Source organism: Pusillimonas sp. (assembly GCF_044464525.1).
Taxonomy (GTDB): Bacteria; Pseudomonadota; Gammaproteobacteria; order Burkholderiales; family Burkholderiaceae_B; genus Pusillimonas.
On the sequence record NZ_JBIQLE010000025.1, the window covers coordinates 1 to 26356 of the forward strand.

Here is a 26356-nt window from a genome sequence, read left to right on the forward strand (position 1 = left end):
TGCGCCTGGCCGTTGGTAAAGTTGATGAAAGAGATGCGGAACCGCCCTCCTACACGGGCGTCCAGCTCATGAACGATTGCGGTGAAGCCGTCGGGCGGGTTCCATTTGGCGATCGCGGCAGGGTCGATCAAGGCTCGGTACACGCGTTCTGAAGGAGCATTGAAGACACGGATTTGGGTCAATGAATAAGGCATTTATCAGTTCCTTCAAGCTGGGGGCGAGGATTCTGGCACAACCATCACCATCCACTGCACGCCGAAACGATCGGTAAGCATGCCGAAACAAGGCGAGAAAAACGTGGGTCCGAGCGGCATGGTCACGCGCCCCTTGTCCGACAATTGGTCGAAAGCGCGGCGCGCCTCAGCTTCAGCGTCAAATTGAAGCGTCAGGCTGAAACCGCTGAAGCCTTCGGTTTCTGCCGGTGAACCATCGCTGAGCATCAGCCGCTGCCCTTCAATCAACACGCTGCCGTGCAAGATTTTTTGCGAACCGCCCGGTGGCATGTGTTCGGGCGGTATGGGCTCGGGGCAATCTGCGTAGCGCATCACCGTCTCGCGCCGAGCGCCCAGTGCGTGTTCATAAAAATCCATGGCCTCTTCGGCCCGGCCGTTGAATGAAAGATAGGGTTCTATCCTCATGGGTCTCTCCTTCAGGTGGGTGTGGGAAGCAACATCTCTACGTAACGGCGTAAGTGGGAAATGGAGTCGGTGACGCGGCCCGGTTCGCCAGCCGCCTTGGCTAACACGAAGGCGCCTTGCAGCACGGCTTGGGTATGGCGGGCAAGGCTCTCAGCGCTCCACCGGGCATCAGGCGCATAACGCTTGCGGGCGTCTTCAATGGTAGACACCAATGTTTGCGCATGAGTTTCAACACCGGCATCGCACGCAGCCCTCAAATGCGGATGACTGGCAAAGGTTTCTTGCACCAGGGTTCCAAGCAGGCATGTGAACTGGGGAAGCTCGCCCTGGACCAACACCGCCCGGAAATCAAGATAAGAAAGCAAGCGCTCGCGTGGGTCCTGAATTCCCCAGTAAGGCGCGTTTGAAAACAGCTCGGACGTAACTTCATTCCAATGGACGATTGCTGCCAGCGCTGCGGCTTCCTTGCTTTCGAAATGGTGGAAGAAACTACCTTTAGTGACGCCGGCGGCACGACACAGGTCGTCGACTGTGGTGGCGGCGTAACCTTGCGCGCGGAACGTCTCCAAAGCCGCATCAAGGATGCGCAGGCGGGACGCAGCACCCCGGGCAGAAACACGGGTCGCGGCAGGCGACGCTTCCGATTGATTTTTTACGTTGTTCTGATTCATCACATTCTTTGCTGAAACTTTCCCCAAGCCGATTTTTTTAAAGAAAACATACCAAGGGCTCGGCTAATATTAAACCAACCAGTTGGTATGATCAAACGTTTTAAGCTGGATCAAAAGCCTGAGTTCCGCCTTAGCCTTTCGTATTAATCCTGGCCATTATTTCTAAAAGTAATATGCTTCGTCCCAAATGGTTGTTTGCAGAGTAGATTTCCGTCGTTACTATGCGTTACCTTACAAAACCATTAAAGGCATGACTCTATGCGTACAGCAATGAATGCGGCGCGCGCAGTTGCGGCGTTTGCGCTGGTGCTTGCGGGCTCGGCGCCCTTGTCCGCCACTGCAGGCCAATCCACTTTCGACGTGACGGTGCTGGCCGGCGCCTGTGCCAATTGCCATGGCACCGACGGCCGCTCGCCAGGCGGTATTCCTTCTATCGCCGGTCGTCCCGAAAGCGTGCTTCTGGGCCATTTGCGGGCGTTCAAATCGGAAGCGCCTCCGCCCGGAACCACCATCATGGATCGCCTGACGCGCGGTTTCAGCGACGAAGAGCTGCAAGCGCTGGCACACCACTTTTCGCAGATCAAAGCCCAATCCAGCCAGGGAGCCCGCTAAGCCATGAACAATCCCATCAAGCTTTCACGCCGCCAATGGCTGGCGAATGTCGGCAAGGCCACCGCTGCCGGCGCCGCCCTGCTGTCCTTCCCCGCTTACGTGCGCGCCTCGGGCGGCAGTGTGGTGGTAATTGGCGGGGGCTTCGGCGGAGCCACGGCTGCCAAATACATCAAGCGCCGCAACCCGGCCATCGACGTAACTTTGGTTGAGCCCGCCAAAACCTATTACACCTGCCCCTTCACCAACCTGTATTTCGGCGGCCTGCGCACGTTCGAGCAACAAGGCCACGGCTTTGACGAACTGCGCTCGCTGGGAGTGAAGGTGGTGCACGACTTTGCCACGGGCGTCGACGCCGAAAAACGCAAGGTCAGTCTCGCCGGCGGCGAAGCACTCGGCTACGACAAGCTGCTGCTTTCCCCGGGTATTGATTTTCGCTGGAATGCGCTCGAAGGTTACGACGAAGAAGCCTCCAAGCTGGCGCCTCACGCCTGGAAGGCTGGCGAGCAGTCGGTTCTACTTAAAAAGCAGCTGCAAGACATGCGCGATGGCGGCACCTTCGTGATGGTCGCCCCCGACAACCCTTTCCGCTGCCCTCCGGGGCCATACGAAAGGGCCAGCATGGTTGCGCACTACATCAAGCACAACAAACCGAAATCCAAGCTGCTGATCCTCGACGCCAAGGACGCTTTCTCGAAGCAGGGCCTGTTCCAGCAAGGCTGGGAAAGGCATTACAGTGACATTATCGAGTGGGTACCCCTTTCTAAAGACGGCAAGGTGGTACGGGTCGACGCCAAGACTTTGTCGGTGGAAACCGAGTTCGGCGAGATTCACAAGGCTGACGTGCTTAACGTGATTCCGCCGCAAAAGGCCGGCGCCATCGCCGAGCTGGCCGGAGTTACCGACGAAAGCGGTTGGGTGCCTGTCAAGCACCAATCGTTTGAATCAGAGCGTGTGCCAGGCATCTATGTTGTTGGCGACGCCACGCTTGCCGCCCCCATGCCAAAGTCGGGCTTCTCGGCCAACGCGCAAGCCAAGGTGGCGGCCGCCGCCATCGTCAACTCGCTGGAAGGCAAAGAGCCGGCTCAGGCCTCGTTTACCAACACCTGCTACAGCCTGATCGCCCCCGACTACGGCATCTCGGTAGCCCACCTTTACGAATTGAAGGACGGCAAACTGGCCGAGGCCTCGGGCGGAGTCAGCCCCATGGACGGCGATGCCGAGTTCCGTAAACTGGAAGCAGAGTATGGCGAGGCATGGTACAACGCCATTGCACTGGATACATGGGGCACGCGCGCTTAAGGAGCCATGACGCATATTGAACTTGTACTGTGGGCCGGGCTGGCCATCGGGCTGGTCTTCGGGGCCAGCGGGCAGATATCCGGCTTTTGTCTGCACCGCGGATTAACCGAATTCTGGTCCGGCAACCATGGCTACAAGCTGCATGGCTTTGCAATGGCGCTTGCGGTCGCGCTGGCGGGCACCCAAATGCTTGCCGGCGCGGGCGTCATCGACCTGACGCAATCACTGTATTACATGCCTTCGTACTCCTGGCTGTTGCTGCCAATGGGCGGCCTGATGTTCGGATACGGCATGTCTCTGGCCAACGGATGCGGCGCCCGAGCGCTGGTGCTGCTGGGTCAGGGCAACCTGCGTTCGCTGGTGGTGCTGCTGTGCTTGGGTATTGCCGCCTACATGACGCTGACTGGGCTTGTTGCTCCGCTGCGTCTGTGGCTGGCGAGCGACACCACTTTCACACCTTCTTCTGTAACTCTGCCGGAAGGCTTGCCGCGAACCCTGGTGGCGTTGCTTGCGACAGCGGCGCTGCTCTGGTTTGCCTTGCGCCGACGTGAGTCGGGCCGGCGCACAACCGACCTTGTCGCCGGGGCCGTCATCGGCCTGTTAATTATGGCCGGCTGGGCGTCCACCGGCTGGCTGGGCGCCGATGATTTCGACCCGGTGCCGGTTGTATCGCTAACCTTCGTAGCACCCATCGGCGATACAATACAATATGCAATGATCGCCACGGGCATGAGCTTGCGCTTCGGCATTGCGGTGGTGCTGGGCGTGGTCGCCGGGTCGTTTTTTTCTTCGCTGCTGCGTCGACAATGCCGACTTGAAGGCTTCGACACTGCACGCCAGATGCCGCGCTACGTGGTTGGCGGGCTGCTCATGGGTTCGGGCGGCGCACTGGCGTTCGGGTGCTCCATAGGCCAGGGCCTTACCGGGCTGTCTACACTGGCCTACAGCTCAATGATCGCCTCCGCCGCCATCGTAATCGGCGCACGCCTGAATTTTTTACGCACCTACGCGTAATTGCTTTACTCTGCTTCCATGAAAACGGCTTCATCCTTTCCCTCTCATTTTGCAGCCTCACCGGCAAGGCGGCGCCTGCTGGGGTTGGCGGTCGCCGGCGCGGCAGTTGCCTTGGCCCCGTCCACCGTCCTGGCGAACGCATGGCGGCAAACGCCGGCTATTGCTGATGCGGTGGGCGACGCACAGGTCGAGACACAAGGTCTCGAACTTTCTTTGCCGCTGGTTGCAGAAGACGGCTCGTCGGTGCCGCTTTCCATCAAGGCTGTTGAAGGCGGGCGCATTACACGCCTAAGCCTTTTCGCGACAGGCAATCCCACGCCCGAAGTGGCGGTGTTCGAGTTTGGCCCGGAAGTGCCCACCCTAAGCCTTTCCACCCGCATCAGGCTCAGCGAGTCGCAAACGGTCGTAGCGGTGGCTCATGCCGAAGATGGCCGGGTCTTGCTGGCACAGCGCGACGTGCGCGTCACCACCAGCGGCTGCATCGCGCCCGCGCAGTCCGATCCCTCGAACGAAATGAACGCACGCGTGCGTGTCCCCAAGGCGTGGAAAGTAGGGTCTACAAACGAAGTGACAACCATGATCTCTCACCCCATGATCACGGGGCTTGCCGAAGACGCACAAGGCAATACACCTGAACAACGCATTATCGAATCGCTTGAGATCACACTGGATGACAGGCTGGTGCTGCGTTCGTCCTTCTTCCGGTCGTTGGCGGCCAACCCCTATCTGCGCTTCGATGCCGCGCCCCACGAGGCCGGCACCCTGCTCTTCAAGTGGGTGGAAGACACCGGCAAAACCGTAGAAGAAACAGAAACGGTTCGCTTGTCATAAAGACAGCGCACACATCATGTCCACCACCCTATCATCCGACGCGACGCCGGCACAACCGGCCAACTCCCGCTCTCGTGTCATTTTCGCCAGCCTCATCGGCACCACCATCGAATTCTACGATTTCTACGTCTATGCCACGGCTGCGGTGCTGGTCTTTCCGCACCTATTCTTCCCGCCCGGAAACGAAACCACAGCCTTGCTGTCTTCCTTCGCCATCTTTGGCGCCGCCATGATCGCCCGCCCCTTGGGCGCGGTATTCTTCGGCCATCTGGGCGACAAGGTAGGGCGCAAGACCACCTTGGTTGCCGCCCTGCTTACGATGGGCATCGCCACCTTCCTGATAGGCTTGCTCCCCACTTACTACGCCATCGGCTGGTTCGCGCCCGCCTTGCTGGTTGTGCTGCGCTTGGCGCAAGGTTTTGCCATCGGCGGTGAATGGTCCGGCGCGGCGCTGGTGGCCACCGAGAATGCGCCCAAAGGGAAACGCGCCCTGTATGGCACGTTCCCCCAACTGGGGGCGCCGCTGGGCTTCATCATCGCCAACGGCCTGTTCCTGATCGTGGCCGCCCTGCTGCCTTCGGAAGACCCCTCGCGTCCGTCTCAAGCATTTCTTGATTGGGGCTGGCGTATTCCCTTCTTGTTCTCGGCGTTGATGGTCATCGTGGGTTTGTGGGTGCGGCTGAACCTCGTTGAAAGCACAGCGTTCTCAAAGGCCGTAACCACCGGCAAGGTGGTCAAGCTGCCCTTGCGTGAAGTGGCGCGCACGCACTGGCGTGAGCTGATCCTGGGCACCTTCTACATGCTTGCCACCTATGTGCTGTTCTACCTGATGACCACATTCTCACTCAGCTACGGGCGGGCTCCGGTCGATCCGGGCGTGGGCCGGCTTGCCGGGCTGGGTTACAGCTATAACAATTTCGTTCTGATGTTGATCGCGGGCGTGGTGTTCTTCGGTATCTTCACGCTCTTGTCCGGGCCGTGGGCCGACCGTTTCGGCCGCCGCAAAACCCTTATCGCCGTAACGCTGGCCATCATGCTTTTCGGGTTCTTCTGGACGCCGTTGCTAAGCGCCGGCTTCATCGGGGTGATGGCCTGGCTTATTATCGGTTTCAGCCTGATGGGCTGGACCTTCGGCCCGATGGGCGCCTTATTGCCCGAGCTGTTTCCCACCAATGTGCGCTACACCGGCTCAGGCGTGTCGTATAACGTTTCGTCCATCCTGGGTGCGGCAGTGGCGCCTTTCATCGCGGTATGGCTATGGAATATGGGCGAAGGCAGCCCAACCCTGGTGGGCTGGTATCTGTCGGCCATGAGCGCCCTTACGCTGATAGCCCTGCTATTGGGCAAGGAAACCAAGGAAGTCGACATCACACACTGATGCCAGGCGGCCTGCGCTGTCGAATACACGAATACACCTCCGATTCCTTTCACGCGCACCACCGGCCCATTGACGTAAATCGATCATCCGAGTCGACCCGGCCTTTTCCCAGGCATGCTAATTGCTGAAGCAGCGACGTTGTGCTTTTTTACTGAAAGGGAGACCGTCATGTCGCATGAAAGCATTCCATTGATTCTATATGGTCTGGGCGCTACGTTGCTCCTCATCCTGGCGTGGATGGACAGATCCGAGCAGGCGCAAAAGATAACTGCGGCCTCCGCCCGCCGGTGAGGACGGCCATGGTCAAAAAAAAGCGGGCCGCGAACCGGGCGCGCTTAAGGCCGTCCGCCCCATTTGCCGGACTTGACGCCCTCTCGCCCGGAAAGTTCGTTATCCGGCGTTTGAAAGTCGGCATGCTTATTGCTCCTTCTTAAGTGCAAAAAAACGCAACTCACGCCGTGAGACGTGACACAAGAAGGAGAACGCAGCATGGCACTAATCATAGCCGCCCGATTCGACACCTTTGAAGAAGCCGAAAGGGCCGCGGCCTCGTTAATGGAGAAAGGCGTGGCCGGAGATGAACTGCATACTTTCTTCGTCAACCCTGCGGGATGGCATGATCGCTATCCTTTGGGCGGCGACCGCGCCGCCGACCCGGATTCCAAAGGTGCGCCGGCAACCGCGGTGGTCGGCGCGGCGCTGCTGGGTATTGTGGGCGCCGCCCTGGGCGGAGTCGTGATCTGGTTGCTGTCTGCTCCGGCCCTATTCATTGTCGGCGGCATGGCAGTGGGCGCGTACATCGGCTCTCTTGCCGGCGCCATGTATTCGCTGGGCCGCCCACGGCAACGAGGGCGGTTCGAAGCCGCCCGCGCCAAAGCGACCGAGGGACGCCGGGCAGGCGTGCTGCTGGCGGTACATACGACTGCTGAAAACCAGGCGGACGTCGCCGCCGTGCTGCGTAATGCGGGCGGAAAAGAGGTGGAACGCGCCCATGGGCGATGGAGCCAGGGTCGTTGGGAAGACTTCGATCCAACCCGCAGCCCTCGTCCCCAATAAGCAGTGCGGCGCACCGACCGCGCCGGAGGGCGACCGCCGCAGGTCGCCGGCGTTAACTTCGCCCACACACTCGCCGCTAAAGACCACAGCGGCTCTTATCCGTCCGAATGCGCCTTTTCGTAATAGATCGGAAGGCGCTCCAACGCATACATGGCACTGGCTTCCCGGATCTGAACGCGGTCGCCGGTGAAGCGCCGCGTTTCCGAAAAGAGGCGGGCAGGCTCACCCGGGTGCCCCCTGAACGCCCAGGAAAAGCATTGGGTGCCTGCAGGCAGATGGGGGTCGCTGCCATCCGCCAGCCCGGTATTGGCAATTGCCACATTCGCCCGCCTGCTATTGGACAAAGCCCCCAAGGCCATCGCGCGCGCTACAGGCTCGCTGGTCAGGTTGTGTGCGCGTAAAGTGTCTTCACTGATATTGAGGCACTGCACTTTAGCCTCCGGCGAATAGACGACAAACGCACAGTCAAGAAGTCGGCCGGCCCCCGGCACATCGGCCAAGTGCGCGGCGATCAGCCCCGCTGTGCAGGACTCGGCCGTGACGAGCACCAGGCCGCAGTGCTCCATGAAGCGCGCCACGGCGTGAAGCTCGCTCATTGTGGCGTGTTGTCGGTGTTGTCCGGATGAGTCCTGACCGGGCCGGCAACCATGCAGTTATTCGCGATGATATTGCTCACGGTTGTTTGCTGCCCATTGACGGTTTGCACGACGTCTTGCGTCAGCATATTGCCCTGGGTCTGGCCCACAGTGTCATAGTTGAACTTATCGGTGGTCCACGTATAGCCGTTGCCTCTGAACGTGTTTCCAACCATGTCGGCGTTACTTGCGGTGGCTCGTGTCAAATCCACAGCCTGTGTGTTGTATATGACTTTAGCCGCAAGCGCTTCGGCTCCCTGAAAAGTGTATTGCACCGTCAAAGGCTGCTGGGCGCCTTGGGGCCCGCAAGCATAATGCACCGTCTTCTGCGATAGCTGGGTAGTGTCCCGTGGGGCGGCACACGCCGCCAAGCCTGCGCAAAGCACTACGGTGGCGGAGATGAGCGTTTTGTTCATGAGTATGGCTCCTCGAAATGATCGCATCGCCTACCCAGCAAGTAGCGCGCCCAAAAGGGTGTGTAGAATGCCGGATATACCCCCGTCCGCGCTCGACACGGCTTTGGCCTGTGCGCCATGGCGGGTAGATTGCATCAAGCCCAATTGGAGATCTCAAAAATGTCGCTTAAGCTTCAAGTCATTATTTGCAGCACTCGTCCCGGCCGCGTGGGCCCCTCGGTCGGAAGCTGGTTCAAGGATTTCGCCGGCCGGCACGGCAAGTTCGACGTCTCGCTGATTGATCTGGCCGATTTCAATCTGCCTCTGTACGACGAAGCCAATCATCCCGTGCAGCGCAAGTATGAAAAAGAACACACCAAGGCCTGGAGCGCGAGCGTATCGCAGGCCGATGCCTACGCCTTTGTCACTCCGGAATACAACTACGGCCCACCGCCCTCTTTCGTCAACGCCCTTAACTTTGTCTACAAAGAATGGAACTACAAGCCTTGCGGCTTTGTCAGCTATGGCGGAGTCTCGGGCGGCATGCGCGCCGTGCAGTTGGAAAAGCAACTGGTCACCACATTGAAGATGATGCCCATGGTTGAAGGCGTGGCTGTTCCGATGGTCGCCACCTTGCTGGATGAAAACCGCAAGTTCATGTCGAACGACTTAATCGACAACGCCGCAAACACCATGCTGGACGAACTTTATCGTTGGACCGAGGCGCTCAAGACACTGCGCGCCTGATCAGCATCCACTGATCCAGCTGTCCTAGAACAAACCCTGTCCGACGCCGGACAGGGTCAGTATGCCCAGCACGAGGAAGATGAACGCCGCAATTCCATGGACCAGGTTCATCGGCACGCGCTCAACGAACTTGCGGGCAAGCAGAACCGCCGGCACGTTGGCAACAAGCATTCCAAACGTCGTGCCCAACACTACGCTTGTCACTGACGCATAGTTGGCCGCCAACGCCACGGTCGCCACCTGCGTTTTGTCGCCCATTTCAGCCAGAAAAAATGCCACCACCGTGGCGCCGAACACGCCCAGGCGGCCAGCTGAAGGCGTATGGTCATCGTCGATTCTGTCTGGGATAAGCACCCAAACCGCCATGGCGATGAAAGAGAACCCCAGCAGCCATCTCAGGGTCGATGGCTGGACCACCGACGGTATCCATGCTCCCAACACACCGGCAAGGCCATGGTTCAGCAGGGTCGCGCAGGCTATCCCCGCAATAATCGGCCACGGCCGCATAAAACGCGCAGCCAGAATAAAGGCCAGCAATTGCGTTTTATCGCCGATTTCAGCCAATGCCACCACGCCGGTGGAAACGAAAAAAGCTTGCATGTTGATTGAGGTTCCATAGCCGGCTTTGCACGATCGACTGCCGCGCCCCGGCCGACGACGGGATGCGACAGTCAAAAGTCTTGCCAGGCCATGTACGGGTAATACTACCCGGAAGCTGTAAGCGCCATGGCCTTGTACGGCCAAGTATGTTGACGCAGACCGCCCCATTGCGGGGCGCGGCTACTCCCTGATGACGCCAAGATTGTACACGACGTGGAAAATCGGCCGCCTGCCGCTCCGTCTGACGGCGCCGACGCGCCGACCGCGCCGGCTGGCAGGCTTCATATAGCTCATAACTGGAACAATGTGTTCCTCCTCAGGCGCTTCCCGCTGTGTTTCCCGCTTCATATAATAAAAACCATCATCCTAGGGCAATCAAGGCATTCGCAGCGCACGGCGCTCGTCTTCCTAAAGCCCATATCCCCGGCCACGCCGGACACATCAAGCGAGTATCCATCATGACCCAAGCCGTACAAGCAACCCGCAGCGAACAAGTCGTACGCTCTCGCACCGTCGAGCGGCTGGTATCCGGCGTGCCCACCTCCGATGGCGCCGGCGTGAAACTGAACCGGGTGCTGACCCAAGACCTGCAACGCCGTCTCGACCCCTTCCTGATGCTGGACGCCTTCGGCAGCGACGAAGCCGATGACTATATTCGCGGGTTTCCCGACCATCCGCACCGAGGCTTCGAAACAGTCACCTACATGATCGCCGGTCAGATGCGGCATCGCGACAGCTATGGCAATGAAGGCCTGCTGCAAAACGGTGGCGTTCAATGGATGACCGCCGGCAAGGGCGTTGTCCATTCCGAGCTTCCGGAGCAAGCAGAGGGCCGCATGGAGGGGTTCCAGCTATGGCTTAATCTACCTGCCAAGGACAAGATGATTGATCCCTGGTATCGCGACATCCAAAGCCCGGACATTCCGGAAATCAAAATCGAGAATGCCCGTGTCCGTGTCATAGCCGGCGCCAGCCACGGCATTCAGGGGGCAATGCAAAGAGCCGTAACGGAACCTTTGTATCTCGACATCCACTTCGAAGGGCCGGGGGCCTTCAGACAAGCCCTGCCGGCAGGCGCCAACGCCTTCATCTATGTATATCGGGGCAATGTGCGCGTGGGTGAACAAGCTGTCCCCGAGCAGACCATGGGCCTGCTGCGCAACGACCCCGAGGCGGACGGCGTGCTCCTGGAAACTGACGGGCCCGCAAAAGCCCTTTTGATCGCCGGCAAACCCCTGAATGAGCCGATCGCACAGCATGGGCCCTTTGTGATGAACACCCGCCAAGAGCTCATAGAGGCGTTTGAAGACTTCCAGGCAGGCATGTTCGGCAATCAGCAACACAAATAGCAGCAAGGATCGGGGCGCGTAAGCGGTAGCAATCTAAGCAAGCCCGTTCGGTCGGCTCAGTAGCGTGGAGCCCTGAACGGCTGCCGCCAAAGCGGGCCCGCCAGGCGCGCCTGTTAAAATCAGGCTTCCATCGCCAACTTGACCAGGCCTCCGGTGAGCTCTCCCCTTCCATTTCGCAGCATGGCGCTTTCAGAGGCCATGCTCGAAAATCTCGACCAACTCAGCTATCGGCACATGACGCCGATCCAGCAGCACAGCCTGCCGCCCATACTCGAAGGGCGTGATGTTATCGCGCAAGCCATGACCGGCAGCGGCAAAACCGCCGCTTTTGGGTTGGGCATCATGCATACGCTCAAGCCGGCCTGGTTCGGGATACAGGCGCTGGTGCTGTGTCCCACGCGTGAACTGGCTGCCCAAGTGGCGCAAGAGCTGCGGCGGCTGGCCCGCTATGCCGGCAACATCAAAGTGCTGGTGTTGGCCGGCGGTGCATCGCTTGAACGACAAATCGACTCTTTACGGCATGGCGCCCACATCATCGTCGCGACGCCGGGACGTTTCTGCGACCACCTGCGTCGCGAGACCCTCGATCTATCCGGTCTTCGCACCCTGGTCCTGGACGAGGCAGACCGCATGATAGACATGGGCTTCCATGACGATATGGTCGAAATCGCCGCGGCCTGCCCAAAAAAGCGGCAGACCCTGTTTTTTTCCGCCACCTACCCCGACAATGTCCAGAAAGCCGCCGCCCGCTTTTTACGCAACCCGATCGAAGTGCGGGTAGAGGGGCAGTTGCCCGAAAGTCGGCTAGAGCAGCATTTTTACGAAATCACAGCTGATCAGCGCTTGGAAACGGTCGCCCGCCTGCTCACGCACTTTCGGCCGGTGTCCACCCTGGCATTTTGCAATACCAAGGCCCAGGTGCACGAATTGGCTGAGTTTCTGCAAGCGCGGGGGTTCTCGGCGCTAGCCTTGCACGGCGATCTGGAGCAGCGCGACCGCGAGGACATCCTGGTGCAATTCGGCAACCAAAGCTGTTCGGTGCTGGTAGCAACCGATGTTGCCGCGCGCGGGTTGGATATCGAAACCATCGACGCCGTCATCAATGTCGAACTTCCCGCCCAAGCTCAGGTACATGTACACCGCATCGGACGCACCGGCCGCAACGGCGCCGACGGACTGGCGCTGAGCCTGGCCGACTCCGGCGAACTGTATCGCGCCCAGCGCATCGAAGAATACCAGGGCCGCCCCCTTCCCTGGCGTCGCGCCGATTCAATTCCGCGCTCTGGGGCCCGCCCGGCCGAAGCCCCCATGATCACTTTGTGCATACAAGGAGGCCGCAAGGACAAATTGCGGCCGGGCGACCTCGTCGGCGCCCTGACCAAGGACGCCAGCCTGCCCTTTGACAGTTTGGGGAAAATCGACATATTCGATTTTGTGACTTTTGTCGCCCTGAAGCGCTCTGTGGCCGACGAAGCCTATGACAAGCTTGCCAACGGCACCATCAAGGGCCGGCGTTTCAAAATGCGCTTCATGTAGGCGCTTTGCCTTGCGGCAAGCCTCATGCGGAGATTCTGCCTCCCGGCAAACCGGCCTTACGTCAGGTTGTCCCGCACCCAGAGTTCGCATTCCACCGCCAAGCTCATAACCCGCCGGGCAATCCAGACTTCCGAATTGCCCGCGGCGCGCTGGGCTTCTGCATAGGCAAGCAGGCTTTGTTCGGTGGGAAACCACTCGCGCTCGGGCTGGATCTCAAGTCCGTCAATGTGGCGAATGTTGCCATTGGGCAAAATGTACCAGCCGCTCATCGGTCGGGCTCGGTCAAGTTGGCTTTGAGCCAATGCCCCAGCTTTAGGGCCTTGGTTTGCAAATAGCCTTCGTTGTGGGGGTTGCGATTGACTTGCAATGGAATGCGCTCGACCACATCAATGCCGGCGGCACGCAACTGATCCACCTTGCGCGGGTTGTTTGTCATTAATCGCAGGCTTGCCATTCCGAAATGATCGAGCATGGGCTTGCATAGTTCATAGCGGCGCATGTCGGCCGGAAAGCCCAGTTGCTCATTCGCCTCGACCGTATCGGCTCCTTGGTCCTGCAGGTTGTATGCCCGAATTTTGTTAAGCAGACCGATGCCGCGCCCCTCTTGGCGCAAATAAAGCAACGCGCCTCGGCCTTCCTCGGCGATGGTCTTGAGAGCCGTCTCGAGCTGGGCGCCGCAGTCGCAACGCTGGCTGAACAGGCCATCGCCGGTCAGGCACTCGGAATGGACGCGAGCGAGCACAGCTTGTCCGTCGCCCACGTCTCCGAGGGTTAGAACAAGATGCTCTTTGCCTGTTTCAGGCTTGACGAAACCATGTAGTTGAAACACCGCCCATGGAGTGGGCAGGTTGCACGATGCGACGTAATCCAATTTTTCTTCCGGTATCTGTTCCCGCACGGAACAGAGGGCCTAGTGGCGCGAAGGTGCACCGACCTGGTTCCGCAGATAGAAGATTAACACTGTTCGGAGCAGCAATAACCCGCAAATGGCCGGCACGGGCGGATGGCGTCCGCTTTGAAAGCCGCCTTAAATCAGCTTGGACTCGGCGTAACCCTCGTTGGGCTCGACGCTCCAGTCGCTTTGCGCCAGATAAGCCCTGATCCGGCCTACCGCCTGCGTGCGCAACTGCGATACCCTCCCTTCGGTGACCCCCAGCGTGTGGCTGATTTCTTTTTGATTAAGATCGTGCTCGAACTGGAGCGAAAGAAGAAGCTGTTCGCGCTCAGGCAAGGCTTCGATCGCCTCGACCAAGGCCACGCGCAGGCCTTGCGACACCAATCGCTCAAGGGGGTTGTCCCAAGTGGGCTGTTGGGCGCCGGCCAACGCCGCATCGGCGCCTTCACTGACCTCGCCTTGATTGCGCGCCAGGTCTTCGTAATGCAGAATCTGGACGCCCCTCGCCTCTTCGAGCATGCCTTGGTAATCTTCAAGGGAAATCTCAAGCTCATCGGCGATTTCGGTTTCGGTGGGCGCCCGCAGCAGCCGATGATTCAGCTCATGAATGGCGGTTTCTATCTGGCGCGACTTACTGCGAACGCTGCGCGGCAGCCAATCCTGGCTGCGCAGTTCGTCAAGCATTGCGCCCCGAACACGCGTGGTCGCGTAGGTTTCAAACTGGGCATCGGCCATTTCTCGATAGCGGCGCGCAGCATCCAGCAAGCCCATCATTCCCGCCTGCATCAGATCGTCAAGCTCGACATTGGCCGGCAGCCTGGCAACAAGCTGCAAGGCCACTCTACGCACCAATGGAGTGTGCTGCCTGACGAGCAGATCTTCAGAGTTAAGCATTCGTGAAAAAAGGCGGGAACTAGCGACAAATGCTATTTTCGCCCGACATGCAACATCAAACGACCGGATCAAGTAGGACTTTAACGGCCTGTTCGACCTATTGACGCCACGATCCCACTGCGAAGAATTAAAGAATCCGTCGCGGGCGCCGTAACCTCAGCCATCAATACTGCTCGGGAGCTTTCCTGATGGTCAATCCACTTACGCCGGCCTCTTCAGCCTCTATTCCCATGAACCCGGTTTCGCTTGAAATCGAGCGCCCACCGCTGCCGGAACCGGCCCGCGAGGTTACCCCCGCGGCGGAGACGGTCGGCACGAGCAACTCTGCCTCGCGCCAGGCGGGCCACGAAGACTCCACCGGAAAACCGCTGGAGCAAGCCCTTGAAGACGTCAACAACAGCCTCAAGGCATGGTCGACGGGCATGCGCTTCGACATCGACCCCGATGCCCAGCGAGTGGTCGTTTCCATCGTGGACAGCGTGTCGGGCGAGGTGTTGCGCACCGTGCCTAGCGACGCAGTGATAAAAATCGCCAAAATGATCGTCCAGTTACAAGGGCAAAGCGTCAGCACCAGCGCCTGAAACACCTTGCTCTTTCACGGCAAAGAGCTAATTTAGGCATACATATTGCGCTTGTCGGGCACTTTGGAACCCAGGCGGTTGCCCCACAATACCTTCATCAGGAGAAGTTCAACCATGGCCATATCTTCTATCGGGGTGGGGTCCGGCCTGCCACTCGAAGAGCTGCTGTCCGATCTTCGCAATAGCGAAAATCATGCGCTGGCGCTCATTCAAAGCAAGCAGGTAGGAGCCCAAAACCGGCTCACCGCCTACGGGCGAATCCAGTCTTCCATCGAAGCGCTCAAAACCGCTGCCGAAAAGCTCGGTAAAGACGACACCTACGGCGCCCTCAAAACCACGGTTTCCACCGACGCCTATACCGCCTCGGCCACCAACAAGGCCATCGCCGGGCAATACGACATTCAGGTCGATACGCTGGCCAGCGCCCAGACCCTGGTCACCAAAGGCGTGGCCGACCGCAGCCAGACCATTGGCGCAGGCGGCGTCGTCACCATCAAGCTGGCCGACGGCACCGAGCAAACGCTCGACCTCGACGGCGCCGACACCTCTATAAACGGCCTTATTAAAGCCATCAATGAAGCCGACCCCAGCCTGGGCGTGCGCGCAACCGTCATCAACGACGGCGAAGACCAGCCGCACCGCCTCATGTTGACAGCCACCTCCACCGGCGAAAAGGCCGCGGTCGAAAGCATCGTTGTCGCGGGCAACACCGAACTGCAGACGCTTATTGGTTTCGACAGCGAAGGAAGCAACCCCGACATCCAGGAACAGCAAGCCAAAAATGCCGTCCTGTTCATCAACGGCATCAAGATCAGCAGCCAGGCCAATCAGGTCGAGGACGCCATCGAGGGCGTCACCCTTACACTGGCAAAGGCAGGCGAGTCCGGCACCCTGAATGTAGAGCGCGACAACGCCTCTTCCACCCAGGCGGTCAAGGCCTTCGTCACGGCCTACAACAACCTGCAGAACACCATCAAATCGCTCACGTCGTACAACCTCGAGACTCAAGAAGGCAGCGCCCTAACCGGCGACTCTCTGGCGCGCCGGGCCCAATCACAGGCACGCGATGCACTCAATGGCTTTACATCCGAAGGGGTCGTGCGCACCTTGTCGCAATTGGGCATCACGACCAACCCGTCATCGGGCCTTCTGGAAGTTGACGACGACAAGCTGGCGGCGGGCATCAAAGACCATCTGGGCGACGTAAGGCAGTTGTTGGCCGGCGAAGGCGGGTTAGCGCAGCGCTTTACAGCCATGACCGAAAACTTCCTGGGCAGCAAAGGCTATATCCAGGGCGCCAAAGATGGCACCGACCGCAACATCACCGAGCTGCAGCGGCAGTACGACGACACATCGGCTCGCATCGACGCCAAAATGGAAGGCTACCGGCGCCAGTTCACGGCGCTTGACAGCATGATGGCGCAAATGAGCTCGGTAAGCAGCTATCTTGCCCAGCAACTATCCATGCTGGGCAATCTCAACGAGAAATCATGATGACTTACTCTTCGCCGCGCGGCGCGCGCGGTTCCCGCTCCGTCGGCGCCTACGCCAGCATCGGCCTCGAAACCCAAGTGCTCAGCGCAACGCCCGAGCAACTGATCACCCTGCTGTTCGACGGTGCGCTGGCGGCAATCGCCAAGGCGGGGCTGTACATGCAAAATGGCGATATCCAGGGTCGCGGCAACGCCATATCCAAGGCCATCGACATCGTCGACTCGGGCCTCAAGGCCAGCCTCGACATGGAAGCGGGCGGTGAACTTTCACGCAACCTGGCGGCCACCTACGAGCTTATCGTTTATAACCTGCTTCAGGCCAACCTCCATGCAGACGCCGAAAAGCTCGAGCTTGCCAAACAGCTGCTCGGCGACATCGGCGACGCATGGCGAACAGCCAGCACCGCGAAAGAAACAACCCCCGCCTAATTTAAAACCGCCCGAACGGCTCAGCCTGCGAACCCGCCAGGTTCCATAGACACAAACTCATCATGCCCGACTCATCTGCCATCGTGCTCCGCTACCAACGCATTGCGGAAATCTCCGGAGAAATGCTCAAACTGGCCGAAGCCAACGACTGGGATTCCGTCATCGCGCTCAGCCAGCAGTATTGCGCTGCGGTCGAGCTACTTCGGCCTTTGGCGCAGTTGGGCAGCGACGACAAGCTCGCGCGCAAATCGCTCCTGACTAAAATACTCGATGACGATGCGCGCATCCGCAATCTGGCCGCACCCGAAATGGCAAGATTGGGTGCTATGCTGGGCGCCATGAAGCGCCACCAGAACGTGCTGGAGGCCTACTGCAATACCTCTCCAGACCGGCATTGAGGCGGTCTGAACCCACAGGAGCCCACCCATGAGCATCGGCGGGTCTTCAAATCTTGGTACGCTCCTAATCAGACGGCTCGACACCGCCCTAAGCGTACAAGCTTCGCAACAAAGCCAGATCGTCAATGCGGCCCGGTCGGATGCCGTCGCGCAGCTTGCCGACGCGGCCCGTATCAGCCCGGTACACAATGAGGGCGGTCGCCCTTTACCGGAAACCATAGAAAAAGCCCAGGCCCAGGTCGGGCGCCAGGCACGCCAACCGGCCGAAAGCGGCAGGTTGCAACACCTGCCGCCTGGCTCGCGGCACACGCGTGCCGTAATCGACACATCAAGCACGCCCTCTGCGCCCACGACGCTGGGTCGTGCCGCCAGAACCATCCTGGCCCTGCTTTCGCTTTTCCCCGACCAGGCCCCGCCGGTACGCGGCCGCAATCCGTTGCTTCAGTCGGGCCCGGGCCACGCGAACGCATCGCCAGCGTCCGCTGGAACTTCAACCAGAGCGCCAGGCGGCGCATCCGCGCCCAGCGCTCAAGGAAGCGCGACAACCGCCGCGGGCTCCACTTCCGCGGCAAGTCAGGGCGTACCCGTAGCGGCCTCGGCCGGCGCCACCGGCGGCCTGTCGGCGCAGATCATGCAAGCTCTTTCGATGGCCTTGCAACAAAGCGGAGCCTTCTACGAATCTCATTTGCATGATCTTGCCTTGGGCAAGCGCAGCGCGGCTCAACTGAACCAAGAGCCGCAAGCGCGCCCAAGCGCCCCGGCCGGCCAGACCGCAACTCACCAAGCGGCCGCTACTGCGCCAAATGCTGCGGCAACCACCACACAAACTCCGAACCAGGCCACTGAAGGCACATCTTCCGAAGGACGCAGCCCCACTACCGCCGCGGCTCAAGCAAGCGCTTCTTCCTCACAATCACTGACAGGACTGCATCCCGACACGCAACCCATCGTACGACAACAACTTGAGATCCTGGCCGGACAAGTCTTCAACTGGCGTGGCGATGCTTGGCCGGATGCGTCAATGGAGTGGGAGATAGCCCGCCAAAATGAAGATGGCCTGCCCGACGAAGCCGGTACTCATTGGGCCACCAGCCTCCGACTGCAACTGCCTTCGTTGGGTGAAGTCGAGGCCAGACTTTCCCTGCATGACAAACAGGTGGTCATGCGATTGGTTGCGCCGCAAAGCGCGCAGACCCTCGTTCAGAATGACCAGGCCCTGCGTGCAGGTTTCCACGACGCCGGGTTGACGCTAAGCCAACTGACCATACTCGAGGAAAAGAAAACATGACGGCAGACACGCCAGGCTCCGGCCAGCCGGCGCTGCAGCGGACCAGCGCGGTCGCCATTGCCTACGATAAGTCGGACGCGGCCCCGCGTGTCGTGGCCAAGGGGTATGGGACGGTCGCCGAAAACATCATGCGTGCGGCTCGGGATCACGGCCTGTATGTACACGAATCTCCGGAGCTGGTCGGGCTGCTGATGCAGGTGGATCTGGACAAACACATTCCGCCGGAACTGTATCAGGCAGTGGCGCAATTGTTGGCCTGGCTCTATAAACTTGAATCAGGGTCCGAAAATCCGGACCTTGCCAAGCCTTAGACCGGCATGCTGGCGATTTCCTGATACGCGGCAACCAGGCGATTGCGCACCTGGACCGTGGCCTGGAACGCAATGCCGGCCTTCTGCATGTCTATCATCACATTGTTCAGGGAAACATCCGGGTCGCCCACCATAAACGACTTGGCTTGTTGCGTTGCATCGTGCTGCATGGCCGATACTCTTTCCAAAGAGCGTTGCAGCTCGGCGGCGAAGCCGCCCGATGCCGGCGCTGATTCGGCCGCACGGGCCTCGGCGCCGGACGCCGCTCGGGCAACCTCGCGCATCTGCGCCAGGATCGATTCGATATTGCTTAAGTTCGAGATAGCCATGGCGCTAACTTTAGCCGAGTCCGCCGGGATGCAAGCGAGGCATTAGCCGTCAAAATACCCGGCTATTTCGCTCATACACCTGGCGCCGCTCTCGATTACCATCTGCATCGACCACCAATCCGCGTCCTGGGCGCCATACGCACGGCGTAAAGCCGAACTGCGCTCGAAAACCCGCGCTTTTCGGCAATTGGTCCTGCCCCAAGGCAAGTAATAATGACGACTCCCCTTCTAGTATTCCGTCGCATGCATATCGTATATACGCAGTTTCCGGCATTGCTGCGGCTCTGCGCAGAGCCGGCCGGAGGCCAGCGATGAGCCAAGCGCAAGCCGTGATGGCTCGCTTCCCGGCACTGGGCAGGCTGCAAACTGTGCCGCGCCCGATCCTGCTTGGCGCCGCTTCGGCGCTGATCGCCGCTATCGTGGTGTTGCTGCTCTGGTCACGCGCACCCGAGTACCGTGTACTGTTCTCCAACGTTGAAGATCGCGACGGCGGCGCCATCGTGACCGCGCTTGGGCAGATGAACGTGCCTTACCGCATGTCCGACAACGGCAGCGCCATCCTGGTCCCGGAAGACCGGGTGCATGAGACCCGCTTGCAGCTTGCCACCCAAGGCCTGCCCCGAAGCGGAAGCGTGGGTTTCGAGCTGCTGGACAACACCCGCTTCGGCGCCAGCCAATTCACCGAACAGGTCACCTATCAAAGAGCGCTCGAAGGCGAGCTGGGCAACTCCATTGCCTCGCTGCATGCCGTGCAGCAGGCGCGTGTCCACTTGGCCATACCCCGCGAATCTCTTTTCGTGCGCGATCGGCAAGAGCCCACCGCATCCGTCCTGCTGACCCTTTACCCCGGAAGGGCGCTCAGCGCCGCGCAAGTCTCGGCGATAGGCTGGCTGGTCTCGTCCAGCGTCCCGCGACTAGCGGCCGAGAACGTGTCCGTCGTAGACCAGAATGGCCGCCTGCTCAGCACCCCAACGGGCGAAGCCGGTGCAGAAGGCACCCAGCGCAACTTCATCAACGACCTGGAGCAGCGCACCGTACAACGCATTCTTACCCTGGTCACGCCCTTGGTCGGCGCCGGCAACGTCCGAGCCCAGGCAAGCGCCGACGTCGATTTCTCACAACGCGAACAAACTTCCGAGGTCTATCGCCCCAACCAGGAGCCCGGCGAGGCCGCCGTGCGCAGCAAGCAAACCAGCGGCTCCGAACAATACAACGTCCTGCCGGCCGCGGGCGTGCCCGGCGCACTGACCAACCAGCCCCCGCCGAACCCCACGGCGCCCATCGACCTCCCCGCCCCGGCCCCTGCGGCCGGCCAGGCTGGCGTCGGCCAGCAAGGTGTGAACCAGATCGCAACGAACGATGCTGAAGCCAACGGTTCGGTTCCGGCCAACACACGCCACGACGCCACAGTCAACTATGAGGTGGATCGCACCATCAGCCACGTCAAAGAGGCGACTGGCAAACTGCGCCGGCTGTCGGTCGCTGTGGTGGTCAACTACCGGCCCGGCGAAGATGGCGAGGCCGAGCCTTTGCCACCCGAAGAAATCGACAACCTCAATCGCCTCGTCAAAGATGCAATGGGCTTTTCCGACGTGCGCGGCGATACCCTAAGCATCGTCAACAGTCGATTCACCGGCGACACGTCGGCCCCGATGCCGATCTGGGAAAACCCCGAATATCAGTCAATGGCCATGCAACTGCTTCGCTACCTGCTTCTGGCGCTTGCCGCCTGGCTCATTTGGCGCAAGATCATCAAGCCGCTCTTTGAGCACTTGGCCAGCCGTCAAGAGGCCGAACTGGCAGCGGCTCAAGAGAACGCCGCCACCCGCGATGCCGCAGCCAATGCCGCAGCCGCCGCCGCCCGCCGGGCTTCCGAGATCAACCGATACGAAGACAACCTGGAGGTCGCCCGAGACTTGGCCTCTAAGGATCCGCGCGCCGTCGCCATGGTGTTGCGTTCATGGATGGAGCAAAATGCCAAGGACTAGTTCTGACGAACAATTGCAGCGCTGTGCCATCTTGATGATGTCGCTGGGCGAAGACTCCGCCGCCGAGGTGTTCAAATATCTTTCGGCCCGCGAGGTGCAAATGGTGGGTAGCGCCATGGCCGCCTTGAGCCAGATCACTCGCAGCGACGTGGACAAAGTGCTCGAGGATTTCCGCCAGGAGGCGGACCAGTTCATGGCCGTTACCGTGGGCTCGGACGACTATATCCGCAGCGTACTGACCAAGGCCCTGGGCAACGACCGCGCCGCCGGCCTGATAGAAGACATCCTCGAAGCCGGCGACACCAGCAACGGTATCGACGCCCTCAACTGGCTCGACGCCAACAGCGTCGCCGAGCTGATCAGCGACGAACACCCACAGATCATCGCCACGATATTGGTCCACCTCGAGCGCGACCGCGCTTCCGCCGTGCTGGCCCTGCTTGACGAACGCCTGCGCAACGACGTGGTGCTGCGCATCGCCACCTTTGGCGGTGTCCAGCCCACCGCACTACATGAGCTGACCGACGTATTGACCGACATGCTTTCCGGCCAGGGCGCCAAGCGCAGCAAGATGGGCGGCGTGCGCGCTGCCGCTGAACTGATCAACTACATGAGTTCGGCCGACGAAGACGCGGTTGTCACCAACCTGCGCGAACTGGACCCGGACCTTGCCCAGCGCATTGTCGACGAAATGTTTGTGTTCGAGAACCTGATGGAAATCGAGCCCTCGGCCATCCAGCTCATCCTGAAGGAAATCGACACCGCCACGCTGACGATCGCGCTAAAGGGAGCGCCCGAAGAGTTGCGCGACACGTTCATGTCGAACATGTCCAATCGCGCCGCCGACATGCTGCGCGACGACCTGGAGGCACAAGGCCCGATCCGCATGTCCCGTGTCGAAGAGGCACAGAAATCCATTCTACAAGTGGCTCGGCGGCTGGCCGAAGCCGGCCAATTCTCGCTAAGCCGCCGAGGAGACGACGAATATGTCTAACCCGGCCCGCCAGGCACTGCGCGCATACGAATCCGAAGCCTGGCGCCGCTGGGAGATGGACTCCGTCGAACCGGCCAAAAGTGTCGGGCAAGGCGAAGAAGGCCTGGACCGGCAAGCAATCCCGCTGCCCACGCACGTGCTGGAAGAAATCGCCCAGTTGAAAAAACAGGCGAAAGAGGCGGGCCGCGCAGAAGGACATGCAGCAGGATACAAAGAAGGCCATCAGCAAGGTCTGGCCGAGGGCCGTGCACAGGGCGTCGAAGAAGGCCGTGCCGAGGGGCGCGAGGCGGGCCTCAAGCAGACCCTCGACGAAGGCCGTGTCCAGAATGAAACCGAGGCTCAAAGGCTGGCGGCCCTGCTGCAAAATTGCGCCCAAGCACTGCACGAGGTGGAAGAGGAAACGGGCCAGGCGCTGATCCGGCTGGCGATAAGTATTTCGCAACAGGTCATACGCTCCACCCTGACGCTTGAGCCGGAACGCATCCTCGAAACAATACACGACATTCTTCATTTGGATGGAGGCCAGGAAGGGTTGCTGCGCCTGCGTCTGAACCCCGAAGACCTGGCCCTGGTCCAGGACCACATTTCCGACGATCCGCTTGCGCGCCAATGGCGTTTGCAGGCGGACCCGGCCATGGAGCGCGGCGGCTGCGTCGCCGAAACCACCCTGGGCAGCATCGACGCAACATTGCAGACCCGCTGGCAACGCGTGGTGGGCGCATTGGGCCACAACATACCCTGGACATCGTCGTCATGAATGCCACGTCACGCCTCGAAAGCGCTGCCGATCGCTGGCGCATGCAATTGGGCATAGGCAGCCGGCGCGTCGCCCACGTGGAATCCTGGCATGCCACGGGCCGCGTCACGCGCGCCACAGGCTTGGTGCTTGAAGCCACTGGCCTCAGGCTTGCCGTCGGGGCTGCGTGCAAGATCGAAATCGCACCCCGCCAGAACCACTGGGCGGACGCCGAAGTCGTGGGCTTCAATGGCCATACGCTATACCTCATGCCGCAAAGCGATATTTCCGGATTGCCGCCCGGTGCTCGGGTTGTCCCGGTAGAGGCCGGCCTGCGGACACAAATTCCGCTTCCCTCTCACGACACCAGTGAAAACCCGGTCACCGGCCAGACTCGCCATCTGCCTGTGGGCGACGCCCTGCTCGGCCGTGTACTGGACGGCGCCGGCCGCCCACTCGACGATCTCGGGCCGCTCAAGCAGGTACGCCCCGCTCCGCTCGTTGCGGAGCCCATCAATCCGCTTGAGCGCGCACCCATCGACACCGCGCTGGATGTGGGCGTGCGCGCCATCAACGGGCTATTGACGGTCGGACGGGGCCAGCGCATGGGCCTTTTCGCCGGCTCGGGCGTGGGAAAAAGTGTCCTGCTGGGGATGATGGCCCGCTACACGCAGGCCGACGTCGTAGTGGTGGGCCTGATCGGCGAGCGCGGCCGCGAAGTAAAGGAATTCATCGAGAACAATCTGGGCCAGGAAGGTCTGCGGCGCTCTGTGGTTGTGGCTGCTCCGGCAGACGTCTCGCCATTACTTAGAATGCAAGGCGCGGTGTATGCGACACGGCTGGCCGAATTCTTTCGCGACCAGGGCAAACACGTGCTGTTGATCATGGACTCGTTGACGCGCTACGCGATGGCGCAGCGCGAAATCGCCCTGGCCATAGGCGAGCCCCCCGCCACCAAAGGCTATCCGCCTTCCGTATTTGCCAAGCTTCCCGCGCTGGTCGAGCGCGCGGGCAACGGTGCTCCGAACGAAGGCTGTCCGGCCGGTTCCATCACCGCTTTCTACACCGTGCTGACCGAAGGCGACGATCAGCAAGACCCCATCGCCGATTCGGCACGGGCCATTCTCGACGGCCACATTGTGCTTTCGCGCAACCTGGCAGAGGCGGGCCACTATCCCGCCATCGACATCGAGGCGTCGATTTCCCGGGTCATGCCGGCGGTGGCGCCGGCGGCGCAGTTCGCCATGGTGCATGAATTCAAGCAAATGCTGTCCCGCTATCAGCGCAATCGCGACCTTATCGCCGTGGGCGCATACACCCGAGGCAACGACCCGCGCATCGACGAGGCCATCGAAAAATACCCCTGGCTCGAAGCCTTTTTACAGCAAGGCATAGAACAGCGTGTGGATTACGACCGCGCAACACGCGAGCTGGCGGCCGTATTAGGCCGCGAAACAACGGAAACCAACCATGGCTAAAAGCTCGACATTGGACATGCTGATCGACCTGGCGCGCAACGACGCGGACGAAGCCGCCCGCGAGTTGGCGCAGCTGGCGAAGTCTCGGCAAGACGCCGAACAGCAGCTTGAGGCCCTTCATACTTACCGCCAGGACTACGCCGAAAGGCTGCAGCAAGTGTCCAAATCGGGGCTCACCGCTTCGAACTATCACAATTTTAGGCAGTTTATCGCCACTTTGGATGACGCGATCTCGCAGCAAAATAAGATACTGGAGCAACTTGACGCCAAGCTGCAGCAGGGACGAGACTCCTGGCAGGCCGAAAAACGGCGCCTCAGTTCGTTTGAAACCCTGCAAACTCGGCAGTTGCGCCATCAGGCTGTTCTCGAGTCGCGCCGCGAACAGCGCCTGAACGATGAGATTTCCGCCCGCGGCCCTCGCGGGTTGGGCCGTTAGCAACCACCTGGTCACCGCCATGAATTCACCGAACATCGCCGCCCTGGTTCCTGGCCTGAAGCCGCAGGCCGAACGTTCGGCCGTATCCACCGACCACGATGCGCCGCAAGACGGCAGCTTTGCCGACGTGCTTGCGGGGCAGTCCTCACCGGCGCGGGGCGACGCGCACGCAGACACGGCAAAAGCAGCCCCCGACGACGCGGCATCGGGCGGGCCGCCTGTCCATGGCCCCAGCACTGATGAACCGAAAGCACAAGAGCTTGCGTCTGACGTCAAAGATAAGCCTGAACCTGAAGATCTCGCCTCGGCATTACCCCAGATAGCGCTTGAAATCGCCCTGCATGCACGCGAACAAGCGCGTGCGAAAACACCTATGGCTGAAGCTCGAAACTCACCAGATATCCGTGAAGGCCGCCAGAGCCGGCGCGAGGTACTGACAGCCGCCATGCAAACTGATGCAGCCCTTGTGCAGGCCGACCACGTCAAAGGAAACACCAACGCCGGCGTCGAAGGCATTCCAGCCGGCGCCGGCACGAACGCTCTTGGCCTGGGCAATGCCGCCCCAGGCATCGCTTCCGCAGACACAGACCGGCCAGGTTTTAACCGCCCTGGCGCGCATCAAACAGACTTGAAACCAACCGTCTCCATGGCGGCCTTGCAGAGCAAGACCGCCGCGCGAACACCGGCCGGCCCCGCCGATAAAGTTGCGACACAGGGCGAGCTCTTCAACGCCGCCGCTGCCATCCAGAACCATCTCGAATCGAACGACCCTGCGACACGCGAGGCGCGTTTGCATTCGGTCGACCTGCCTACTGTCGCTCAGCCTTCCCCGGCGAACTTCAACCCGTTTCATCCAGTTGCAGGCATCACCACCGCCCCGCCTGTCGGGCCGGCAATGGCCATTACGACGCCCATGCATCAATCAGGCTGGAACGCCGACTTCGGCCGCCAAGTTATCACGCTTGCCCGTGATGCCCACAGCGGCGCACAAACGGCTGAGCTGAGGCTTGACCCCCCAGAGTTGGGGCCGCTGCGCATTACCCTGAGCCTAAACGAGGGCATGGCCAGTGCGTTGTTCGTATCCGCCCATGCATCAGTACGGCAGGCCGTCGAAGCGGCTTTGCCTCAATTGAGCCAGCAACTGGCCCAAGCGGGCATCTCGCTGGGCGAAACCCACGTCGGCGACCAGGGCCAGGCGGGGTTCGCCTTCAATGAAGGCGGCGGTCGGCCGGGCATGCCCGGCACTGGCTCAGCCGACGGCGACGGCGGCCCGGCCGATTCGGTTGCGGCGCCCCGACGCGCCGTCGCCGCGAACGCCCTGGTGGACACTTTCGCCTGAACCATG

32 protein-coding genes and 1 riboswitch are annotated in these 26356 nt (G+C 60.7%); of the genes, 22 read left to right on the forward strand and 10 right to left on the reverse strand.

Annotated elements, in window-relative coordinates:
• From ACIY1O_RS13165 to ACIY1O_RS13175, 3 genes are all read right to left on the reverse strand, one after another.
• Positions 1-194 (reverse strand): SRPBCC domain-containing protein (locus tag ACIY1O_RS13165; RefSeq protein ID WP_397475552.1); only part of this gene is annotated, 194 nt, incomplete at its 3' end.
• A 12-nt stretch (positions 195-206) separates the two neighbouring features.
• On the reverse strand, positions 207-638 hold the full coding sequence (locus ACIY1O_RS13170) for a VOC family protein (RefSeq protein WP_397475553.1): 432 nt from the start codon (positions 636-638) through the stop codon (positions 207-209).
• Between the two features lie 11 nt (positions 639-649).
• Positions 650-1309, reverse strand: coding sequence for a TetR/AcrR family transcriptional regulator (locus ACIY1O_RS13175; protein WP_397475554.1), 660 nt, complete (start codon positions 1307-1309; stop codon positions 650-652).
• 258 nt (positions 1310-1567) lie between these two features.
• On the opposite strand from ACIY1O_RS13175, the gene ACIY1O_RS13180 reads away from it, so the two are divergent.
• From ACIY1O_RS13180 to ACIY1O_RS13210, 7 genes are all read left to right on the forward strand, one after another.
• Positions 1568-1921, forward strand: a complete 354-nt coding sequence (locus ACIY1O_RS13180) for a c-type cytochrome (RefSeq protein WP_397475555.1) — start codon at positions 1568-1570, stop codon at positions 1919-1921.
• A gap of 3 nt (positions 1922-1924) precedes the next feature.
• Complete coding sequence (locus ACIY1O_RS13185) at positions 1925-3220, forward strand: NAD(P)/FAD-dependent oxidoreductase (protein WP_397475556.1); 1296 nt, start codon at positions 1925-1927, stop codon at positions 3218-3220.
• Positions 3221-3226: 6 nt separating this feature from the next.
• A complete protein-coding gene (locus ACIY1O_RS13190) occupies positions 3227-4234 on the forward strand; it encodes a YeeE/YedE family protein (RefSeq protein WP_397475557.1) in 1008 nt (335 codons plus the stop codon).
• A gap of 18 nt (positions 4235-4252) precedes the next feature.
• Positions 4253-5065, forward strand: coding sequence for a thiosulfate oxidation carrier protein SoxY (locus ACIY1O_RS13195; protein ID WP_397475558.1), 813 nt, complete (start codon positions 4253-4255; stop codon positions 5063-5065).
• Between the two features lie 16 nt (positions 5066-5081).
• Positions 5082-6443, forward strand: coding sequence for an MFS transporter (locus tag ACIY1O_RS13200; RefSeq protein ID WP_397475559.1), 1362 nt, complete (start codon positions 5082-5084; stop codon positions 6441-6443).
• 168 nt (positions 6444-6611) lie between these two features.
• A complete protein-coding gene (locus ACIY1O_RS13205) occupies positions 6612-6734 on the forward strand; it encodes a hypothetical protein (protein WP_397475560.1) in 123 nt (40 codons plus the stop codon).
• Positions 6735-6932: 198 nt separating this feature from the next.
• Positions 6933-7499 (forward strand): hypothetical protein, encoded by a 567-nt coding sequence (locus ACIY1O_RS13210; RefSeq protein WP_397475561.1) that lies wholly within the window; start codon positions 6933-6935, stop codon positions 7497-7499.
• Between the two features lie 95 nt (positions 7500-7594).
• Here the strand turns inward: ACIY1O_RS13210 and ACIY1O_RS13215 are convergent, their stop codons facing one another.
• Complete coding sequence (locus ACIY1O_RS13215) at positions 7595-8095, reverse strand: CinA family protein (RefSeq protein WP_397475562.1); 501 nt, start codon at positions 8093-8095, stop codon at positions 7595-7597.
• Complete coding sequence (locus ACIY1O_RS13220; RefSeq protein ID WP_397475563.1) at positions 8092-8550, reverse strand: hypothetical protein; 459 nt, start codon at positions 8548-8550, stop codon at positions 8092-8094. The genes ACIY1O_RS13215 and ACIY1O_RS13220 overlap by 4 nt, the downstream gene beginning before the upstream one ends.
• A gap of 159 nt (positions 8551-8709) precedes the next feature.
• On the opposite strand from ACIY1O_RS13220, the gene ACIY1O_RS13225 reads away from it, so the two are divergent.
• The gene (locus ACIY1O_RS13225) at positions 8710-9276 is read left to right on the forward strand and encodes an NADPH-dependent FMN reductase (RefSeq protein ID WP_397475564.1); all 567 of its coding nucleotides are present in this window, start codon (positions 8710-8712) and stop codon (positions 9274-9276) included.
• A 24-nt stretch (positions 9277-9300) separates the two neighbouring features.
• On the opposite strand, the gene ACIY1O_RS13230 is transcribed toward ACIY1O_RS13225, so the two are convergent.
• On the reverse strand, positions 9301-9876 hold the full coding sequence (locus tag ACIY1O_RS13230; RefSeq protein WP_397475565.1) for a TMEM165/GDT1 family protein: 576 nt from the start codon (positions 9874-9876) through the stop codon (positions 9301-9303).
• 7 nt (positions 9877-9883) lie between these two features.
• A riboswitch (yybP-ykoY riboswitch) is annotated at positions 9884-10077 on the reverse strand.
• A 257-nt stretch (positions 10078-10334) separates the two neighbouring features.
• Between ACIY1O_RS13230 and ACIY1O_RS13235 the strand changes: the two genes are divergently transcribed.
• Both ACIY1O_RS13235 and dbpA read left to right on the forward strand, forming a co-directional pair.
• Entirely contained in the window at positions 10335-11225 is an 891-nt protein-coding gene (locus tag ACIY1O_RS13235; protein ID WP_397475566.1) for a pirin family protein, read from the forward strand.
• Positions 11226-11405: 180 nt separating this feature from the next.
• The gene (gene dbpA / locus ACIY1O_RS13240) at positions 11406-12761 is read left to right on the forward strand and encodes an ATP-dependent RNA helicase DbpA (RefSeq protein WP_397475606.1); all 1356 of its coding nucleotides are present in this window, start codon (positions 11406-11408) and stop codon (positions 12759-12761) included.
• A 56-nt stretch (positions 12762-12817) separates the two neighbouring features.
• Here dbpA and ACIY1O_RS13245 read toward each other — a convergent pair whose 3' ends face one another.
• The 3 genes from ACIY1O_RS13245 to ACIY1O_RS13255 form a co-directional block, all read right to left on the reverse strand.
• A complete protein-coding gene (locus tag ACIY1O_RS13245; RefSeq protein ID WP_397475567.1) occupies positions 12818-13030 on the reverse strand; it encodes a hypothetical protein in 213 nt (70 codons plus the stop codon).
• Positions 13027-13659 carry a GTP cyclohydrolase II gene (ribA, locus tag ACIY1O_RS13250; RefSeq protein ID WP_397475568.1) on the reverse strand — a complete coding sequence of 211 codons (633 nt, stop codon included), beginning with the start codon at positions 13657-13659 and terminating at the stop codon, positions 13027-13029. The genes ACIY1O_RS13245 and ribA overlap by 4 nt, the downstream gene beginning before the upstream one ends.
• 129 nt (positions 13660-13788) lie before the next feature.
• Positions 13789-14550 (reverse strand): RNA polymerase sigma factor FliA, encoded by a 762-nt coding sequence (locus tag ACIY1O_RS13255; protein ID WP_397475569.1) that lies wholly within the window; start codon positions 14548-14550, stop codon positions 13789-13791.
• A gap of 188 nt (positions 14551-14738) precedes the next feature.
• Here ACIY1O_RS13255 and ACIY1O_RS13260 point away from each other — a divergent pair, with 188 nt between their 5' ends.
• The 6 genes from ACIY1O_RS13260 to ACIY1O_RS13285 all read left to right on the forward strand — a co-directional run bounded on the left by ACIY1O_RS13260 (position 14739) and on the right by ACIY1O_RS13285 (position 19050).
• Positions 14739-15131 carry a flagellar protein FlaG gene (locus tag ACIY1O_RS13260; protein WP_397475570.1) on the forward strand — a complete coding sequence of 131 codons (393 nt, stop codon included), beginning with the start codon at positions 14739-14741 and terminating at the stop codon, positions 15129-15131.
• A 114-nt stretch (positions 15132-15245) separates the two neighbouring features.
• Positions 15246-16625: a flagellar filament capping protein FliD gene (gene fliD, locus ACIY1O_RS13265; RefSeq protein WP_397475571.1), complete on the forward strand. Its 1380-nt coding sequence runs from the start codon at positions 15246-15248 to the stop codon at positions 16623-16625.
• Complete coding sequence (gene fliS / locus ACIY1O_RS13270; protein WP_397475607.1) at positions 16625-17053, forward strand: flagellar export chaperone FliS; 429 nt, start codon at positions 16625-16627, stop codon at positions 17051-17053. Before fliD ends, fliS begins: the two co-directional genes overlap by 1 nt.
• Before the next feature lie 62 nt (positions 17054-17115).
• On the forward strand, positions 17116-17451 hold the full coding sequence (locus tag ACIY1O_RS13275) for a flagellar protein FliT (protein WP_397475572.1): 336 nt from the start codon (positions 17116-17118) through the stop codon (positions 17449-17451).
• Between the two features lie 28 nt (positions 17452-17479).
• Positions 17480-18739 (forward strand): flagellar hook-length control protein FliK, encoded by a 1260-nt coding sequence (gene fliK / locus ACIY1O_RS13280; RefSeq protein WP_397475573.1) that lies wholly within the window; start codon positions 17480-17482, stop codon positions 18737-18739.
• A complete protein-coding gene (locus tag ACIY1O_RS13285) occupies positions 18736-19050 on the forward strand; it encodes an EscU/YscU/HrcU family type III secretion system export apparatus switch protein (protein ID WP_397475574.1) in 315 nt (104 codons plus the stop codon). Before fliK ends, ACIY1O_RS13285 begins: the two co-directional genes overlap by 4 nt.
• On the opposite strand, the gene fliE is transcribed toward ACIY1O_RS13285, so the two are convergent.
• Positions 19047-19379, reverse strand: a complete 333-nt coding sequence (gene fliE, locus ACIY1O_RS13290) for a flagellar hook-basal body complex protein FliE (protein WP_397475575.1) — start codon at positions 19377-19379, stop codon at positions 19047-19049. The genes ACIY1O_RS13285 and fliE overlap by 4 nt on opposite strands.
• Before the next feature lie 311 nt (positions 19380-19690).
• On the opposite strand from fliE, the gene fliF reads away from it, so the two are divergent.
• The 6 genes from fliF to ACIY1O_RS13320 are packed head-to-tail and all read left to right on the forward strand — an operon-like array spanning position 19691 to position 26350.
• Positions 19691-21367, forward strand: a complete 1677-nt coding sequence (fliF, locus tag ACIY1O_RS13295; protein ID WP_397475576.1) for a flagellar basal-body MS-ring/collar protein FliF — start codon at positions 19691-19693, stop codon at positions 21365-21367.
• Entirely contained in the window at positions 21354-22361 is a 1008-nt protein-coding gene (gene fliG / locus ACIY1O_RS13300; protein ID WP_397475577.1) for a flagellar motor switch protein FliG, read from the forward strand. Before fliF ends, fliG begins: the two co-directional genes overlap by 14 nt.
• Complete coding sequence (gene fliH, locus ACIY1O_RS13305) at positions 22354-23118, forward strand: flagellar assembly protein FliH (protein ID WP_397475578.1); 765 nt, start codon at positions 22354-22356, stop codon at positions 23116-23118. The genes fliG and fliH overlap by 8 nt, the downstream gene beginning before the upstream one ends.
• Positions 23115-24575: a flagellar protein export ATPase FliI gene (gene fliI / locus ACIY1O_RS13310; RefSeq protein WP_397475579.1), complete on the forward strand. Its 1461-nt coding sequence runs from the start codon at positions 23115-23117 to the stop codon at positions 24573-24575. The genes fliH and fliI overlap by 4 nt, the downstream gene beginning before the upstream one ends.
• Positions 24568-25011 carry a flagellar export protein FliJ gene (gene fliJ / locus ACIY1O_RS13315; protein WP_397475580.1) on the forward strand — a complete coding sequence of 148 codons (444 nt, stop codon included), beginning with the start codon at positions 24568-24570 and terminating at the stop codon, positions 25009-25011. The genes fliI and fliJ overlap by 8 nt, the downstream gene beginning before the upstream one ends.
• Before the next feature lie 19 nt (positions 25012-25030).
• The gene (locus ACIY1O_RS13320) at positions 25031-26350 is read left to right on the forward strand and encodes a flagellar hook-length control protein FliK (protein WP_397475581.1); all 1320 of its coding nucleotides are present in this window, start codon (positions 25031-25033) and stop codon (positions 26348-26350) included.
• The last annotated feature ends 6 nt before the right edge of the window (positions 26351-26356 follow it).

Bases quoted from the DNA above. Each gene is read 5' to 3' on its own strand.
- ACIY1O_RS13170 (WP_397475553.1), bottom strand. From the start codon at position 638: ATGAGGATAGAACCCTATCTTTCATTCAACGGCCGGGCCGAAGAGGCC.
- ACIY1O_RS13175 (WP_397475554.1), bottom strand. From the start codon at position 1,309: ATGAATCAGAACAACGTAAAAAATCAATCGGAAGCGTCGCCTGCCGCG.
- ACIY1O_RS13180 (WP_397475555.1), top strand. From the start codon at position 1,568: ATGCGTACAGCAATGAATGCGGCGCGCGCAGTTGCGGCGTTTGCGCTG.
- ACIY1O_RS13185 (WP_397475556.1), top strand. From the start codon at position 1,925: ATGAACAATCCCATCAAGCTTTCACGCCGCCAATGGCTGGCGAATGTC.
- ACIY1O_RS13190 (WP_397475557.1), top strand. From the start codon at position 3,227: ATGACGCATATTGAACTTGTACTGTGGGCCGGGCTGGCCATCGGGCTG.
- ACIY1O_RS13195 (WP_397475558.1), top strand. From the start codon at position 4,253: ATGAAAACGGCTTCATCCTTTCCCTCTCATTTTGCAGCCTCACCGGCA.
- ACIY1O_RS13200 (WP_397475559.1), top strand. From the start codon at position 5,082: ATGTCCACCACCCTATCATCCGACGCGACGCCGGCACAACCGGCCAAC.
- ACIY1O_RS13205 (WP_397475560.1), top strand. From the start codon at position 6,612: ATGTCGCATGAAAGCATTCCATTGATTCTATATGGTCTGGGCGCTACG.
- ACIY1O_RS13210 (WP_397475561.1), top strand. From the start codon at position 6,933: ATGGCACTAATCATAGCCGCCCGATTCGACACCTTTGAAGAAGCCGAA.
- ACIY1O_RS13215 (WP_397475562.1), bottom strand. From the start codon at position 8,095: ATGAGCGAGCTTCACGCCGTGGCGCGCTTCATGGAGCACTGCGGCCTG.
- ACIY1O_RS13220 (WP_397475563.1), bottom strand. From the start codon at position 8,550: ATGAACAAAACGCTCATCTCCGCCACCGTAGTGCTTTGCGCAGGCTTG.
- ACIY1O_RS13225 (WP_397475564.1), top strand. From the start codon at position 8,710: ATGTCGCTTAAGCTTCAAGTCATTATTTGCAGCACTCGTCCCGGCCGC.
- ACIY1O_RS13230 (WP_397475565.1), bottom strand. From the start codon at position 9,876: ATGCAAGCTTTTTTCGTTTCCACCGGCGTGGTGGCATTGGCTGAAATC.
- ACIY1O_RS13235 (WP_397475566.1), top strand. From the start codon at position 10,335: ATGACCCAAGCCGTACAAGCAACCCGCAGCGAACAAGTCGTACGCTCT.
- dbpA (WP_397475606.1), top strand. From the start codon at position 11,406: ATGGCGCTTTCAGAGGCCATGCTCGAAAATCTCGACCAACTCAGCTAT.
- ACIY1O_RS13245 (WP_397475567.1), bottom strand. From the start codon at position 13,030: ATGAGCGGCTGGTACATTTTGCCCAATGGCAACATTCGCCACATTGAC.
- ACIY1O_RS13255 (WP_397475569.1), bottom strand. From the start codon at position 14,550: ATGCTTAACTCTGAAGATCTGCTCGTCAGGCAGCACACTCCATTGGTG.
- ACIY1O_RS13260 (WP_397475570.1), top strand. From the start codon at position 14,739: ATGGTCAATCCACTTACGCCGGCCTCTTCAGCCTCTATTCCCATGAAC.
- fliD (WP_397475571.1), top strand. From the start codon at position 15,246: ATGGCCATATCTTCTATCGGGGTGGGGTCCGGCCTGCCACTCGAAGAG.
- fliS (WP_397475607.1), top strand. From the start codon at position 16,625: ATGACTTACTCTTCGCCGCGCGGCGCGCGCGGTTCCCGCTCCGTCGGC.
- ACIY1O_RS13275 (WP_397475572.1), top strand. From the start codon at position 17,116: ATGCCCGACTCATCTGCCATCGTGCTCCGCTACCAACGCATTGCGGAA.
- fliK (WP_397475573.1), top strand. From the start codon at position 17,480: ATGAGCATCGGCGGGTCTTCAAATCTTGGTACGCTCCTAATCAGACGG.
- ACIY1O_RS13285 (WP_397475574.1), top strand. From the start codon at position 18,736: ATGACGGCAGACACGCCAGGCTCCGGCCAGCCGGCGCTGCAGCGGACC.
- fliE (WP_397475575.1), bottom strand. From the start codon at position 19,379: ATGGCTATCTCGAACTTAAGCAATATCGAATCGATCCTGGCGCAGATG.
- fliF (WP_397475576.1), top strand. From the start codon at position 19,691: ATGAGCCAAGCGCAAGCCGTGATGGCTCGCTTCCCGGCACTGGGCAGG.
- fliG (WP_397475577.1), top strand. From the start codon at position 21,354: ATGCCAAGGACTAGTTCTGACGAACAATTGCAGCGCTGTGCCATCTTG.
- fliH (WP_397475578.1), top strand. From the start codon at position 22,354: ATGTCTAACCCGGCCCGCCAGGCACTGCGCGCATACGAATCCGAAGCC.
- fliI (WP_397475579.1), top strand. From the start codon at position 23,115: ATGAATGCCACGTCACGCCTCGAAAGCGCTGCCGATCGCTGGCGCATG.
- fliJ (WP_397475580.1), top strand. From the start codon at position 24,568: ATGGCTAAAAGCTCGACATTGGACATGCTGATCGACCTGGCGCGCAAC.
- ACIY1O_RS13320 (WP_397475581.1), top strand. From the start codon at position 25,031: ATGAATTCACCGAACATCGCCGCCCTGGTTCCTGGCCTGAAGCCGCAG.